Raw genomic sequence first — 16059 nt, forward strand, 5'->3', positions numbered from 1 at the left:
GCGACGACGGGCCTTCGTCATCCAATTGCAACCGCCCGGTCATCAAACTGTCCGCGCCCGTGACTAGGGCGCATCGCCCATGGGCGATCATCATCTCGAACAGGCGCGCAATCCATCGTCGGGACGGCTGTGGGCGGGTTGGGCCAGCCTGTTGGCGCAGGTCGAACGCCTGACCCGCCGGACCGACAGCGAAGACCTGCTGCATGACGCCTATGTCCGCATGGCTGCGCGGCCGCAGCAACCGGATAATGAAGAAGCGTTTCTGGTCCGCGCTGCGATCAACCGCGCGCGCGACGCCTATCGCCGCGACAAGGTGCGCGGCGTCGATACTGGGGACGATGCGCTCGCCATGTTGCGCGACGGCGCACCGATGCAGGATGAAGCGATGATGGCGCGGGCCAGGCTGGATCGGGTGCGCGAAGGGATAGACAGGCTGTCGCCCCGCACGCGCGAAGTCTTCCTGCTCCAGCGCATCGACAATCTGAAATATCGCGAGATTGCCGAACGGCTCGAAATAAGCCAGAGCGCGGTCGAGAAGCATATGGCCAAGGCGATGACCTTCCTTGGCGATTGGACGAAGGATTGGTGAACCTAGACATGTCCGGCGAGCGCCTTGACCCCCGGACCGCCGCGGAGTGGATCGCCAGGCTCCATGCGGATGGCCGGACGGCCGACGACGATCAGGCCTTTCGCGCCTGGATCGCCGCCGATGCTGCCCATGCCGCGGCGTTCGAGCGGGCGAGCGATATCTGGGCGCTGGTGCCCGGCGCCGATGTCGTCCCGGCGCGCGCCGCACCACCCATCCTGTCCCGCCGCAATATGCTGGTCGCCTGTGCCGGGACGATCGTCGCGGGCGGCGGGATGGTGGCGGTGCAAAGCGCCTATGCCGGTACGGGCTATGCGACCGGGATCGGCGAGCAGCGCCGCATCGTCCTGGCAGACGGATCGTCGCTGCTGCTCGATACCGACACGCGGGTGCGTGCGGTCGCCACCGCCGATCGCCGCACCCTATGGCTGAAACAAGGGCGGATCGCGCTATCCATCGCGCCGACGGCGGTCCCCTTCGCCATCGACGCGGGCAATGGCGGCTTCGTCGCGGGGCAGGGGCGGTTCGACATACGCCGCGACGGGGACGATCGGCTGGCGGTAACCGCGCTGGCCGGGCGGGCGGATGCGGCGATCGCGGGCACGCGCCGCACCCTTGCCGCGGGGGAACGATTGCGATCCGATGCGCGCGGCGTGCAGGTCGATCGCCCGGACGCGGACAGCACGCAGGCATGGGAAAGCGGCCGCGCCGTCTTTCACGACGACCGGCTGGACGCGGTCGCGGCGGAGGCCAACCGCTACAGCCTGACGCATCTGGCGATCGCCGACCCGCGCACGTCGGCCCTGCGCGTCAGCGGCATGTACCGCATGGGCGACAATGTCGCGCTGGGTCAGGCGCTGGCGCAATTGCTGTCGATCCCGGTGCGCACGATCGAAGACCGGGTGCTGCTGGGCGGCTGAAAAAAATATCGTCGGTGGGGGTGGGGTAGAAAGCGGCTGGCGCGTCGGGGAAGCGCGGCGCCTCTGCCGCAATCCATGGGGGATTTCCGTGACCGTTTCTTTCTCGCGCCCTGTGCGCCGTTCGCTGGTGCTGGGCGCCGCTCTGGCTGCCTTGTGTGTCGTCCCGGCGCAGGCACAGCAGCGCGCCACATCCGTTCAGATTGCAGCGCAGCCGCTGGGTCAGGCGTTCCAAGCGATCGCCCAGCAGACCCGCACCGACATATTGTTCGCGCCGCAGGCGGTGGCGGGCATGAGCGGCCCGGCACTGAACGGGCGCATGGACGCAAGGGCAGCGGTCGAACGCCTTATCCAGGGCAAACCGCTGGCGGTCCGCACCCAGGCGAACGGCGCGCTGCTGATCGTCCCAACAGCGGTGTCGCCGCAGGACATGGCGGCCGATGGCGCAGCCGAAGCCGCCCCTGAAATCATCGTCACCGGCTATGCCGCCAGCCTGTCGAGCGCGCTCGCCGAAAAGCGTAAGGCGACCAATGTCGTCGATGTCGTGAAGGCCGAGGATATCGGCAAATTCCCTGCTCAGAATATCGCCGAAGCGCTGCAGCGCGTACCTGGCGTATCGATCGTGCGCGATCGTGGCGAGGGCGTCTTCGTCCGCATCCGTGGCCTTGGCGCCAATTTCCAGGTGGTGACGCTCAACGGCCGCGCCGCTGCGGTGAATGAAAATGTCCGCGACAGCGGCCAGAGCGGCCGCCAGTTCCGTTTCGACACGCTGCCGTCCGAACTCATGTCGGCGGTGGAGGTGATCAAAAGCCCGCGCGCCGACTTGGCCGAAGGCGGCATCGGCGGCATCGTCAACCTTCAGACCTTTCGCCCGATCGACCTGAAGAAGCCGGTGCTGGCCCTGTCCGCCACGGCCAGTTCGCCACGCCTGGCGGATACGGTCGATCCGCGCATTTCCGGCATGGCGAGCTGGGTCAATGACTCAGGCACGTTCGGCGCGCTGATCGCGGCAGTCTATGACGAGCGCACGACCCGGCAGGATCGCGTCACCAGCGTCGGCTGGGCCGACGGGCGGATCGACAGCAATGGCGACGGCACGCTGGACAGCGACACGATCCTGGTGCCGACCAGCACCCGTCCGACGCTGGAGCGAGAAAATCGTAACCGTATCGGCATCAACGGCGCGATCCAGTGGCGGCCGGACGACCGGTTCGAACTCAATGTCGATGGCCTATGGAGCCGCCTCAACATTGATTATGACGAACTGACCTACTCCACCGACTTTTCCGCGACCACCCCGCGCGCGATCGTGCCGGGCACCGCAGTGATTGAAAATGGCGTGCTGACCGCCGCGACGGTCACGACCTCGACGCAGATCGGGCGCGAAACCTCGCGCCTCAAATATGACAATTGGCTGGTGGGCGCGAACGCCAAATGGACGGCCGATGGCTGGACGCTGGCGGCGGACGCGAGCCTGGGCCGTGCCTATTCCAATACGCCCACGCCCATCTATCGCACGCGGTTGCTCGGCACCGTCGGTAATGTGTCCTTCGATTATGGCAAGGTGGGGGATCGCCTGCCGAACCTCAGCTTCCAGTCGGCGGACCTGAACGAACCGACCACCCTGCCGGGGCGGCGGATCGAATATCGCGTGAACGATTCGCTCGATCGTCAGCGCGCGGCGACCTTCGACGTGGCGCGCGAACTCGATGGTGTGGTCAGCAACCTGCGCTTCGGCGCGAAATATGAAAAGCGCGACCGGACCTATCACCGCCGCGACATCAACTTCACCAGCGGCATAGCCGGCCGCCGTTTCGACGACAGCTATTTCGAGGCGTTTCCGGTCGACGATTTCCTCCATGGCGTCGGCGGCACCCTGCCTACAAGCTGGCTCATGCCCGATCCCGATCGCTTCATGGACGCCGCGACCGGCAAGGAAGCCTTGCTCAATGCCGACCTGACCCGCAGCGATCGCCGCAACAGCTACGCCATCGATGAACGGATCATCGCGGGCTACGGCATGGCCGCGTTCAGCTTTCCGCTGGGCGGCGTGACGATCCGTGGCGACGCGGGCGTGCGCTACGCCCATACCCGCCAGACCTCCTCGGGCTATGCCGACAATGGCACCGCCGCGCTACCGGTGCGCTACGAACGCAACTACGACAATATCCTCCCCTCGCTGAACCTGGTCGCGGAATTCACGTCCAAGCTGCAAATGCATCTGGCCGCGTCGAAGGTGATCACGCGCCCCTCGCTCGCCGACCTCGCGCCACGCCTGACGATCAACTCCAACCCCACGGTATTGACGGCGGTCGGCGGCAACCCGGAACTGCGCCCGTTCGAAGCGTGGCAATATGACGGCACGGTCGAATGGTATTTCGCGCCGGGCAGCGCGCTGATCGGTGGCGCCTTCTACAAGGACATCACCACCTTCGTCTTCCAGCAGACGCGTGCCTTCAATCTGGACGGTCAGGTCTATCGCCTGACCGCGCCGCAAAATGGCGGCGCCGCCCATGTCGTGGGCGTCGAAATCGCCTATCAGCAATTGTTCAAGATGCTGCCCGCGCCGTTCGACGGCCTCGGCTTCCAGGCCAACTACACCCACACCGCCAGCAAGGGCACCTATGCGCTGTCGGACGGCACCACCTTTCGCGACGCACTGACCGACGTGGCCTCGGACAGCTTCAACCTCACTGCCTTCTACGAAAAGGGACCGGTCGGCGCACGCGCCAGCTATAGCTGGCGGGGCAAGGTATTGCGCGATGTCGGCGGCGCGGGGCTGGCGGCCAACAATGATTCCGCCTTCGGCAGCCTCGACTTCGATATTTCCTACAAGGTGACACCCAATGTCACATTCGTCGTCCAGGGGATCAACGTCGCGGGCGGTGTGCAGTGGCAATATGTCCGCGACAACCGGTTCGCCGGCTACACCGACTATGGCACCACATTGATGGCTGGCGTGCGCGCACGCTTCTGACGGAAGGAATGACGATGACGATCTTGTCCCGCAAGGTGGCGCTGGCCGCACTGGCGCTGCTGGGCACAGCCCTTTCCTACGCCCCGGCCGGGGCGCAGGAAGCGCGCAACATCATCCTGTTCCTGGGCGACGCGGGCGGCGTGCCGACGCTCAATGCCGCAGGCATCATGGCGCATGACCGGCCGCAGTCGCTGTTCATCCATTCCATGCCCCATGTCGGCCTGTCGGACACGTCGGCGCTCAACAATTGGGTTACGGATTCGGCCGCTGGCATGACCGCGATCATGACAGGGCACAAGACCGACAGCGGCATGGTGTCGGCGCTCCCGTCCGGCACCGATGGCGCGGTCACGCCGGTCAAGACCTTCCTGGAATATGCCGAACAGCGCGGCCTTTCCACCGGCGTCGTCACCAACATGCGAATCTGGGACGCGACCCCTGCGGCCTGCTACGCGCATGTCGCCTCGCGCAAGGACAAGGATCAAATCCTGCGCCAGCTGCTTAACCCCCGCTTCGGCAACGGCGTGGACATCGTGATCGGCAAGGGGCAGGCGGATGCGGTCGCGTCCTTCGCCAAGGACGGCACGACGCCGGATAAGGCCTTCGCCAAGGCGGGATACAGGTTCGGCAGCGACCCCGCCATCGTGCGAGACGCCGCCCGCGTGGCCGTTCTGCGCGACACGGATTTCGCGCCCATCCCGGCGGTCGAAGCCACGGTTGCCCAACTCGCCCGCAATCCCAAGGGCTATTTCCTGATGGTCGAATGGGACATGCACACCGACAAGCCGGAAAAGGGCATGGATCATGTCATCGAAATGGACGACATGATCCGCCGCATCAGCGCCGTGGCCGGCAAGGATACGCTGATCCTCTTCACCGCCGATCATAGTTTCGGCCTGCGCATGGGCGGCGGCAAGCGCAACGCCCCGCTGGCGCAGCAATATGCCGCCGAGGCCGCCAAGCCCGGCACGACGATCGCCAGCAACCCGGTCATCAGTGTTGAGGATGGCCACACCGGCGAGGAAGTGATCGCCGCCGCCACCGGCCCCGGCGCGCAGCAGGTGCACGGCTTTTTCCCCAACACGCGCCTGTTCGATGTGATGATGAACGCAATGGGGTGGAAAAAGGCGGATTGACCGTCGCCTAACCCATCGCGCGAACAAAAAAAATACCCCGCCGGAATCACTCACGGCGGGGCTATAGTTCAGGGAGGTGTCGCCCAGAGGGGGGATCAAGGCGACACATCCTATATAGGAAGGATTTTCGCAGCGTCAATGACCGTTGCGTTTCAAAACCTGTCTGGATGTAGCGCCCTATGGCATTTCACGCGTTGCTGCCGTCACGTCCGCATCTTGAAAGCCTGGCATAATCGATCCATGTGAACGCCGTTCCATCATCACGCCAGAAGACGAGAGATCATGACCATCGACGCCATGCCAGAACCCCAGACGCACGCCTTCGAAGCGGATGTTTCGCGCCTGCTGCATCTGATGGTGCATTCGGTCTATTCGGACAAGGATGTGTTCCTGCGCGAACTTATCTCCAACGCGGCCGATGCGTGCGAAAAGCTGCGCTATGAGGCGCTGGCGCAACCCGCCCTGCTGAGCGACGATCCGCAGGCGCGCATCACCCTGACCCTGGACAAGGATGCCGGTCGGCTCACGATCGAGGATAATGGCATCGGCATGACCGCCGCCGACATGGCCGAAACGCTGGGCACCATCGCGCGGTCCGGCACCAAGGCGTTCATGGACAAGGTCGCCGCCGACCAGGGCGGCGAAGGGCAGCAGCTGATCGGCCAATTCGGCGTCGGTTTCTATTCCGCCTTCATGGTGGCGGGCCATGTCGATGTCCTGTCCCGCCGCGCCGGTACGGACGAAGCGACCCGCTGGTCGTCCGATGGTCTTGGCACTTACAACATCACCCCGGTCGATTTGGCCGATGCGCCCATACGCGGCACGCGGGTCGTCCTCCACTTGCTGGACGATGCTAAAAACTATGCCGATCGCTATGGCGTGGAGCGTATCGTCAAGGCGCAATCGGGCCATGTGCCCGTGCCGATCTTCATCCAGGACGCAGGCAGCGAAGAGGAAGCGCAGCAGGTCGCCGATGGTGCGGCGCTGTGGACCAAGCCCAAGTCGCAGATCAGCGAAGAGGAATATGCCGATTTCTATCGCAGCGTCGCGGGCCAGTTCGACACGCCCGCGCTGACGCTCCACTATCGCGCGGAGGGGCGGCACGAATATTCCGTGCTGGCCTTCCTTCCGGAAACCAAGCCGTTCGACCTGTTCGATCCCGACCGCAAGGGCCGGATCAAACTCTATGTCCGGCGCGTGTTCATCACCGATGAGGCGGAGGTTCTGCCCCGCTATCTGCGCTTCGTGCGCGGCCTGGTCGATTCCGCCGACCTGCCGCTCAATATGTCGCGGGAGATGATCCAGGATAGCCCGGTGCTGGCCGCGATCCAGAAGGGCGTCACCAACCGCATCCTGTCCGAACTCGACAAGCTCTCCAGCAACGATGCCGATAAGTATGCGGCCATCTGGGACAATTTCGGCCCGGTCCTCAAGGAAGGGCTGTACGAGGATTTCGAGCGGCGCGAACAGCTATTGGGCCTGGCTCGGTTCAAAAGCACGACGGCGGGCGACAGTTGGCGATCGCTCAAGGACTATGTCGCAGGGCTGAAGGACAATCAGACCGCCATCTATTACGCCACTGGCTCCGACATCGAACGGCTCGCCCAATCGCCCCAGTTGGAAGGGTTCCGCGCCCGCGGGATCGAGGTGCTGCTGCTGCCAGACCAGGTCGACAGTTTCTGGACGACGATCGGCGTCGATTATGAGGGCAAGCCGTTCAAGTCGGTGACCCAGGGGGCAGCCGACCTCAGCCTCATCCCCCTGGCCGAAGGCGAAGCCGCATCCAAGGCGGTCAGCGACGAAACCTTTGACGCCTTTATCGCCTATGCCAAGGATGTGCTGGCCGATCAGATATCGGACGTCCGCGCGTCGGATCGCCTGACCACCAGCGCCGTCTGCGTGGTCGCGCCTGACAATGCCATGGATATCCAACTGGAAAAGATGCTGGCGGCGGCCGGGCGCGCGCCTGAACGCGCCAAGCCCGTGCTGGAGGTCAATCCGGGCCACGCCCTGATCGCCAAGCTGGCGGAGGCCGCCGATGGCGACGATCGCCGCGATATCGCCTTCCTGCTGCTCGACGAAGCCCGCATCGCAGAGGGCGAACAGCCCACCGATCCCCGCGCCTTCGCCGAACGGCTGGAACGGCTGATGACCCGCGCGCTGGGCTGATAGCAGGCAGCATCGACCGGCTTTATCCATCTGTTCCCCGGCGAACGCCGGGGTCCAGTTCCACGCTCAGGACTGGACCCGGCCTTCGCCGGGGAACGCCGTGCGTGTTCCGGCGAATCACATAGCGCGTCGGTATGAGACGCCGTCATCGCCAAGACGCGAAGACAATCGTTGCCAATAATCGCCAGCCCCGCCACCCCATCAAAAGATGGCGGGATTGAACTGCCTCACCGCTCGATCTGGCTGACATCCCGCACCGCGCCCTTGGCGGCGTTGGTCGTCATCGCGGCATAGGCGCGCAGCGCTGGCGACACTTCGCGCTTGCGACCAAAGGGCTTCCACGCCTTGTCCCCACGCGCCTCCATCTCCGCGCGGCGTTCGGCCAGCAGCGCGTCGTCCAGGTCGACCTTGATGACGCGCGCGGGGATGTCGATGACGATCGGGTCGCCGGTCTGCACCAAAGCGATCAGGCCGCCCTCCGCCGCTTCGGGCGAGACATGCCCGATCGACAGGCCCGACGTGCCGCCCGAAAAGCGCCCGTCGGTGATCAGCGCGCAGGCCTTGCCCAGTCCCTTCGACTTCAGATAGCTGGTCGGATAGAGCATTTCCTGCATGCCCGGCCCGCCCTTTGGCCCTTCATAACGGATGACGACGACGTCCTTTTCCTTGACCTCATTGCCCAATATGCCCGCGACCGCCGCGTCCTGGCTTTCATAGACGCGCGCCGTGCCGTGGAAGACCAGGATGCTTTCGTCCACGCCCGCCGTCTTCACGATGCAGCCTTCGGGCGCCAGATTGCCGAACAGCACGGCCAGGCCGCCATCCTTGGAAAAGGCATGTTCGGTCGATCGGATCACGCCATGCTCGCGGTCGGTGTCCAGTTCTTCCCAGCGTTCCGACTGGCTGAACGCCGTCTGGGTCGGCACGCCGCCGGGCGCCGCGCGGTAGAAGTTGCGCACTTCCTCGCTATTGGTGCGGCCAATGTCCCAGCGCGCGAGCGCCGCTGCCATCGTCGGCGCATGCACCGTCGGCAGGCTGCCGTCGATCAGGCCGCCACGCTCCAACTCGCCCAGGATCGCCATGATCCCGCCAGCGCGGTGGACATCTTCCATATGTACGTCGCTCTTGGCGGGCGCGACCTTGCACAGGCACGGCACGCGCCGCGACAGCCGGTCGATGTCCGCCATGGTGAAATCGATCCCGCCTTCATAGGCCGCCGCCAGCAGATGCAGCACTGTATTGGACGATCCGCCCATGGCGATGTCCACGCTCATTGCATTTTCGAACGCGGCGAAATTGGCGATGTTGCGTGGCAGGACGCTGGCATCGTCCTGCTCATAATAGCGTTTGGTGATATCGACGATGACATGGCCCGCCTCGCGGAACAGCCGCTCGCGATCGGCATGAGTCGCCAACGTCGAACCATTGCCTGGCAACGACAGGCCCAGCGCTTCGGTCAGGCAGTTCATCGAATTGGCGGTGAACATGCCCGAACAGCTGCCGCAGGTCGGGCAGGCGGAGCGCTCGATCGTCTGCACTTCCTCGTCGGTATAGCTTTCGTCGGCGGCGACGACCATCGCATCGACCAAGTCGAGCGCGACCTTCTTGCCGCGCAGGGTCGTCTTGCCCGCTTCCATCGGCCCGCCGGACACGAAGACGACGGGGATGTTGAGGCGCATCGCAGCCATCAACATGCCCGGCGTGATCTTGTCGCAGTTGGAAATGCACACGATCGCGTCGGCGCAATGGGCATTGACCATATATTCCACGCTGTCGGCGATCAGGTCGCGGCTGGGCAGCGAATAGAGCATGCCGCCATGACCCATGGCGATGCCGTCATCGACCGCGATGGTGTTGAATTCCTTGGCAACGCCGCCCGCCGCCTCGATCTCCCGCGCGACCAGCTGGCCCAGATCCTTAAGGTGCACATGGCCCGGCACGAACTGGGTGAAGCTGTTGGCGATCGCGATGATCGGCTTGCCGAAATCGGAATCCTTCATCCCCGTCGCGCGCCAAAGTCCGCGCGCGCCCGCCATGTTGCGGCCGTGAGTGGTGGTGCGAGAGCGGTAGGCGGGCATTTCGATGGTCCTTCGGCAATAGAGCGGCCCCCTTACAGCCTGGGGACGGGCTGTGAAACATATTATTCCCTTTGCCCGCCCATGTCAGGTTTTGCGTATGCGGGCAAAGGCTGTTGCGTCATTTTGTTGCGGAGGGCGATGGCTGGACGGCATCCCGAACCGCCCTGTCCAACACCTCGGATTTCCGGCAGAAGCCTTCATCCAAGTTATTGATAATAAACACTCCTGAAGAATTTCTACGGGGCGGCACCCATGAAGTTAGGGACGTTGAGCCAAAGCCGCGCCCTTGTCCCACGATGGCACCGCACGAAAAGGACAGGAATGGCGGGGTGGCGCTCGCGGCGATCATGGTTAAGAAAGCGTTATGCGCGCCTCCCGTCCATCGCCGTTTTTGCGTCCGTTCGTCCTGGCAGGCGCGCTGGGCCTGTCGCTGTTGCTCACCGGTTCGGGCGACCCGGTCCGCGCGGCGGCGCAGGAGGAGGCGATGGCGCCGGGCGGCTATCGCTGGCTGGGCGAAGGGCCGTGGGATGGCCCCATCTATATGGTCATCAGCATCGAGAAGCAGATGATCCATGTCTATAGCGGCGACCAGCTGATCGGGCTGGCCAGCGTATCGACCGGCATGAAGGGGCATCGCACCCCGACCGGCGACTATCCGATCCTGCAAAAGCGGCAATGGCACCGCTCCAACCTCTACAGCAATGCGCCCATGCCCTATATGCAGCGCCTGACCTGGGACGGGATTGCGCTCCACGCCGGGCATAATCCGGGCTATCCCGCCAGCCATGGCTGCATTCGCCTGCCCTACGCCTTCGCGCGGCAACTGTTTGCGCTGACGAAAATGGGGACGATGGTGGAGGTGACGCAGGCGCGACTGAGCGCCGCCCTGCAATATGACGCGCTGGTGGTGGGCGATCCGGGCAGCATGGTGGTGACGTTCGGGCCGGGCCGCGACAGTCGCATCGCCCCGCCGCCCGTGCGCCAGCCTGCAAACGCGGACGACGTCCCAAGGCTGGAAGTCGATCCGACGATCTTCGGGATGGTTCGACGGTAATCGGACGCGCTGGCTCACGGATTGTGCGAACAAGCGGGATGCCGTGTCAGGCCCGGCATGACGGCAGGTCATGCAATCACTCGCGGCCATTCGTCTCCCTCCCTTTTAAGGGAGGGGCCGGGGGTGGGTGCGCCACGAAGTGGCGCTCTGCTGCCGCTAACCCAGCCGTTCGCTGCGCTCGGCCCACCCCAACCCCTCCCTAAAAGGGAAGGGCTTATGTCCTTTTTCCCGCCCCATTCCTCCGCGGTCTCCGCGCCTTCGCGTGAGAAAATCTAATCGACAGAGGCGCGACCGCGGAGATTAAGCAAAAAATCGCGGTCAGCAGCTATGCGTATCGCTGCAATAAAGGCAAGCAATAGGGCGACCCTCCCATCCTCATCGCCTATCTCCGCCGCCGCGAAGGGACATATTCTCAGCCTGCGCGTTCCCTCTGCCATGCCTTGGTCGCCGCGCGCCTCTTCCCAGCAGGCCGGGATCGGGGCAGTTATGATCGTCCTGCAATAAGGAAAGCGCGTCGATGAATGGTGATCCCTTGCCCACCCGGCCGCTACCCGCCCGATCGCTGGCCGTCGCCGCGCTCTCCACCATCGTGGAATGGTATGATTTCACGCTCTATCTCTATTTCGCGACCGTGCTGTCGCGTATTTTCTTCGGCGGCGGCGCGGTGGGGCTGGGCGATGCGCTGGCGGGATTTGCGCTTGCCTATCTGATGCGGCCGGTGGGCGCGATCGTCTTCGGGCATATCGGCGATCGCTATGGGCGGCGGCTGACCATGTTGCTGTCGATGGGGATGATGACGGCGGCGATGCTGGCGACCGCGATGCTGCCCACCCATGCGCAGGTCGGCCCGGCGGCGGGATGGATGATGGTCGGCCTGCGCTGCCTGATGGCCTTCTCCGTCGGGGGCGAATATACCGGCGTCGTCGCCTATCTGCTGGAGGGCGCGCGGGCGGAGCGGCGCGGGTTCGTCACGTCGCTCGCCTCGGCCGCCAGCGAAGTCGGCGCACTGCTGGCGGCGGGCGTGTCCGCGATCACGGTCGCGTCGCTGGACCCACAGAGCCTGGGCGACTGGGGGTGGCGCATTCCCTTTTTCGTCGGCGCGGCGCTGGCGGGCATCATCCTGCTGGCCCGCGCCACGATGGAGGAATCCCCCGAATTTCTGCGGCAGCAGGCGGCGGCGACCACGCCGACCAATCCACTGGCCTACAGCCTGCGCCACCATAAGGCGGCGATCGGACGGGGCTTTGCGATTTCGGCGCTGGGGTCGATCACCTATTATGTCGGCATCACCTATGTGCCGAGCTTCCTGTCCGCCATGGGCACGACCGGGGAAGCGGACGCACTGTGGCTCTCCACGCTGGCCGCCGCTGCGGTGATCCTCGTCACGCCGCTGACCGGCTTGCTGACCGACCGGATCGGCCGCAAGCCGGTGCTGATCGCGCTGGCGCTGGGCGGGGCGATCCTGCCGATGCTGATGTTCCTGTTGATGCAGGGGGCGTTCGCCATGGCGCTGGCAGGCGCGGTGGTGCTGGCTTGCCTGGGCGGGGCGGTGAGCGCGGTCGGTGCAGTGACCACGGCGGAACAGTTTCCGGGCGAGGGACGGCTCAGCGGCCTGGCGTTCGGTGCGACCAGCGCGACGGCCTTGTTCGGCGGCCTGACGCCTTGGCTGGCGCATTGGCTGATCGAAAGGAGCGGCTGGGCGCCCGCGCCGGGCGCGATGATCGCCGTGGTGGCGCTGGGCGTGTTGCCGGTGCTGGCGATGCTGCCGGAGACGGCACCGCGCATATTGGGGAAACGCAAAACGGCCGACCCGTCGCCGGATCGGCCGTCTTCGTAAACCCCGCTCAGGGTTGTTCTTATGCCGCCTGCGCCGCTTCCTCGCTCGCCGGCAATCGGATCAGATAATCGAACGCCGACAACCCGGCCGTAGAACCCGCGCCCATCGCGATCACGATCTGCTTATAGGGCACGGTCGTGCAGTCGCCCGCCGCGAAGATGCCCGGCTGGCTGGTTTCGCCGCGCGCGTCGATCTCGATCTCGCCACGGGGCGACAAAGCGATCGCGTCCTTCAACCATTCGGTGTTGGGCACCAGGCCGATCTGGACGAAAATGCCCTCCAGTTCGACGTCATGTTCCGTCCCATGGTTGCGGTCCTTGTAAGACAGGCCGGTCACCCGCTCACCATTGCCGTCCACCTTGGTGGTGAGCGCCGACGTGATGATCTTCACATTGGGCAGGCTGGCGAGTTTGCGCTGCAACACCGCGTCAGCGCGCAACTGGCTGTCATATTCGATCAGCGTCACATGGGCGACGATACCGGCCAAATCGATCGCCGCTTCGACGCCGCTGTTGCCGCCGCCGATCACTGCCACGCGCTTGCCCTTGAACAGCGGGCCATCGCAATGCGGGCAATAGGCGACGCCCTTGTTGCGATATTCATCCTCGCCCGGCACGCCCATCTGCCGCCAGCGCGCGCCGGTGGACAGGATCAACGTGCGACCTTTGAGCGACGCGCCATTTTCCAGCACGACCTCATGATAGCCACCTTCTTGTCTGCTCGGGATCAGCTTCGCCGCCTTTTGCAGGTTCATGATCTCGACATCATAATCCTTCACATGCGCTTCCAGCGCGGACGCCAGCTTCGGCCCTTCGGTGCGCGATACCGAAATGAAATTCTCGATATCCATCGTGTCCAGCACCTGCCCGCCGAAGCGTTCCGCCGCCACGCCGGTGCGGATGCCCTTGCGCGCCGCATAGATCGCCGCCGCAGCACCGGCAGGGCCGCCGCCGACGATCAGCACTTCGAATGGGTCTTGCGCCTTTATCTTTTCGGCGGCGCGGGCTTCCGCGCCGCTGTCGATCTTGGCGACGATCTGCTCCAGCTCCATGCGGCCCTGACCGAAGGGCTCGCCATTCAGGAAGATAGTCGGCACGGCCATCACCTTGCGCGCGTCCACCTCGTCCTTGAACAGGCCGCCGTCGATCGCGACATGGCTGATCCGGGGATTGAGCACGCTCATCAGGTTGAGCGCCTGCACCACGTCGGGGCAGTTCTGGCACGACAGCGAGAAATAGGTTTCGAATGCGAAGTCGCCGTCCAGATCCTTCACCTGCTGGATCAGATCCTGCGCCGCCTTGGACGGATGTCCGCCGACCTGCAGCAGCGCCAACACCAGCGAGGTAAACTCATGCCCCATCGGCAGACCCGCAAAGGTCACGCCGATGTCGGTGCCGACGCGGCGGATCATGAAGCTGGGCTTGCGCTTGTCGGAACCGCTTACGACCGACACCTTGTCGGACAGTTCGGCGATTTCGTTCAGCAATTCGCCCATTTCGCGCGACTTCGCGCCATCGTCCAGCGACGCCACCAGCTCGATCGGCTGGGTGATGTTCGCCATATAGGTCTTCAACTGACCCTTGAGATTTGCGTCCAACATCTTTGTGCGTCTCCGTGGGGCGCGCCGATTGCAGGCGCGGCTTTGCTATCGCCGGATGGTGCGACCCGAAGGTCCGGCATGATGGGAAATATCATGATCTTGGTTCAGCGCGCTCCCGCAAAGGCGGGAGCCCAATTGAAGCGTCCGAACCAGCTCCCGCCTTCGTGGGAGCACGCTCTTTCAAAAAAAGCCCGCCGGGCCGGGGAGGGGAGAGAAGCCTCGACCCAGCCCGACGGGTGCCCTTGCAGGACTTGCTTAGATCTTGCCGACCAGGTCGAGCGACGGCGCCAGGGTGGCTTCGCCTTCTTCCCACTTGGCGGGGCAGACTTCGCCCGGATGGCTGGTCCAATATTGCAGCGCCTTCACCTTGCGGAGCAGTTCGGCCGCGTTGCGACCCACGCCCTCGGGGGTGATTTCGACCAGCTGGATCACGCCTTCGGGATCGAGCACGAAGGTGCCGCGATCGGCCAGGCCTACGCCTTCACGCAGCACGTCGAACTGGTTGGCGAGCGCATGGTTCTGGTCGCCGACCATATAATAGTTGATCTTGCCGATCGCAGGCGACGTGTCGTGCCAGGCCTTGTGGCTGAAATGCGTGTCGGTCGACACCGAATAGACTTCCACGCCCATGCCCTGCAGGGTCGGGTAGATGTCGGCCAGATCTTCCAGTTCGGTCGGGCAGACGAAGGTGAAGTCGGCGGGATAGAAGAAGAAGACGGCCCATTTGCCCTTCACGTCGGCATCGGTGATGTCGACGAATTTGCCTTCCTTATAGGCGGTGGCCGAAAAAGGCTTCAGGGGGGTGTTGATGAGAGCCATAGGCTGTCCAGATCCTTGTTTAGGGGTTGCTGTTGCCCGACCCATGTAGGGATGCGACCGAGTTGAGGGAAATTGGTTTTCTAAGATGGCTTAAGTGACAAAAACGATCACAGCCGATCGCATTGATCGACCGCATCGTCTTTATCGCCCCAGCACCAACGTCACCGCATTGCCAACCATCGCCTGCGCTTCCTCTGGCGAGAAAGCCGACCGGTCGAGGCAGAGTTCGAGCCACAGTCCATCAACCAATGCCGTCAGGCTGATCGCGGCGATCCGCGCCTGATCGTCGGTCATGCCGGGCGACGCCGCGCGCAGCAGCGATTCGAGTTGCGCCCGCGTGCCGCCATAGACATCCGCATGGATGGCCCCGACCTTGGGGTCGGACTTGACCAGGCTCCAGAAAGCGATCCAGGTCGCCAGCAGGTCCGGGTCCAGCACCGGCGCCAGGAAATTGGCCTGCAGGCACGCGCGCAGCCGGTCGCGCGGATCGTCGCCCGCCGCCGCCACCGCCGCGTCCAGCGCGGCCGACACTTTCGCGCCGACGTCGACATAAGTCGCCAGGATCAGCGCATCGACGCCGTCGAAATAATGGGTGAGCAGGCCCGACGATACCCCGGCATAGGCGCAGATCGCGCGCACGGACGTACCGCCCACGCCCTTTTCCGCCAGGCACCGGGCCGTCGCGTCGATCAGCGCCTGCCGCCGCACATCGGCCGCCTCGCGCACGAAGCGCGCCCTTTGCCGGGCAGGCACGCTATATTGACCACTTCTCTCGTTCGTAATCATCGTCAAATCCCCCCATCACCGTCTTTGATCCTAGACGGCGCGGCTGGCAAGTCGGCGTCTGTCTCAAACAGGGATCGAACCGCCGGGGTGAGGGGTTTGA

Annotated in this window: 11 protein-coding genes; 7 read left to right on the top strand and 4 right to left on the bottom strand. The window is 64.5% G+C overall.

Annotated elements, in window-relative coordinates:
* The first annotated feature begins 79 nt into the window (after positions 1-79).
* The 5 genes from U5A89_RS07185 to htpG all read left to right on the top strand — a co-directional run bounded on the left by U5A89_RS07185 (position 80) and on the right by htpG (position 7785).
* On the top strand, positions 80-589 hold the full coding sequence (locus tag U5A89_RS07185) for a sigma-70 family RNA polymerase sigma factor (protein ID WP_338160506.1): 510 nt from the start codon (positions 80-82) through the stop codon (positions 587-589).
* 8 nt (positions 590-597) lie between these two features.
* Positions 598-1506, top strand: coding sequence for a FecR family protein (locus U5A89_RS07190; protein ID WP_338160507.1), 909 nt, complete (start codon positions 598-600; stop codon positions 1504-1506).
* An 88-nt stretch (positions 1507-1594) separates the two neighbouring features.
* Positions 1595-4480: a TonB-dependent receptor gene (locus tag U5A89_RS07195; RefSeq protein ID WP_338160508.1), complete on the top strand. Its 2886-nt coding sequence runs from the start codon at positions 1595-1597 to the stop codon at positions 4478-4480.
* 14 nt (positions 4481-4494) lie between these two features.
* Positions 4495-5616, top strand: coding sequence for an alkaline phosphatase (locus U5A89_RS07200; protein WP_338160509.1), 1122 nt, complete (start codon positions 4495-4497; stop codon positions 5614-5616).
* 282 nt (positions 5617-5898) lie between these two features.
* On the top strand, positions 5899-7785 hold the full coding sequence (htpG, locus tag U5A89_RS07205) for a molecular chaperone HtpG (RefSeq protein ID WP_338160510.1): 1887 nt from the start codon (positions 5899-5901) through the stop codon (positions 7783-7785).
* 227 nt (positions 7786-8012) lie between these two features.
* On the opposite strand, the gene ilvD is transcribed toward htpG, so the two are convergent.
* Positions 8013-9863 (bottom strand): dihydroxy-acid dehydratase, encoded by a 1851-nt coding sequence (gene ilvD / locus U5A89_RS07210; protein WP_338160511.1) that lies wholly within the window; start codon positions 9861-9863, stop codon positions 8013-8015.
* 364 nt (positions 9864-10227) lie between these two features.
* Between ilvD and U5A89_RS07215 the strand changes: the two genes are divergently transcribed.
* Both U5A89_RS07215 and U5A89_RS07220 read left to right on the top strand, forming a co-directional pair.
* On the top strand, positions 10228-10917 hold the full coding sequence (locus U5A89_RS07215) for a L,D-transpeptidase family protein (RefSeq protein WP_445190633.1): 690 nt from the start codon (positions 10228-10230) through the stop codon (positions 10915-10917).
* A gap of 517 nt (positions 10918-11434) precedes the next feature.
* The gene (locus tag U5A89_RS07220) at positions 11435-12754 is read left to right on the top strand and encodes an MFS transporter (protein ID WP_338160512.1); all 1320 of its coding nucleotides are present in this window, start codon (positions 11435-11437) and stop codon (positions 12752-12754) included.
* 19 nt (positions 12755-12773) lie between these two features.
* Here the strand turns inward: U5A89_RS07220 and ahpF are convergent, their stop codons facing one another.
* The 3 genes from ahpF to betI all read right to left on the bottom strand — a co-directional run bounded on the left by ahpF (position 12774) and on the right by betI (position 15959).
* The gene (gene ahpF / locus U5A89_RS07225) at positions 12774-14354 is read right to left on the bottom strand and encodes an alkyl hydroperoxide reductase subunit F (RefSeq protein ID WP_338160513.1); all 1581 of its coding nucleotides are present in this window, start codon (positions 14352-14354) and stop codon (positions 12774-12776) included.
* A gap of 255 nt (positions 14355-14609) precedes the next feature.
* The gene (gene ahpC / locus U5A89_RS07230; protein WP_338160514.1) at positions 14610-15173 is read right to left on the bottom strand and encodes an alkyl hydroperoxide reductase subunit C; all 564 of its coding nucleotides are present in this window, start codon (positions 15171-15173) and stop codon (positions 14610-14612) included.
* A gap of 141 nt (positions 15174-15314) precedes the next feature.
* The gene (gene betI / locus U5A89_RS07235) at positions 15315-15959 is read right to left on the bottom strand and encodes a transcriptional regulator BetI (protein WP_338160515.1); all 645 of its coding nucleotides are present in this window, start codon (positions 15957-15959) and stop codon (positions 15315-15317) included.
* Positions 15960-16059: the final 100 nt, after the last annotated feature.

This window comes from Sphingobium sp. HWE2-09 (genome assembly GCF_035989265.1).
In the GTDB taxonomy this organism is placed as follows: Bacteria; Pseudomonadota; Alphaproteobacteria; order Sphingomonadales; family Sphingomonadaceae; genus Sphingobium.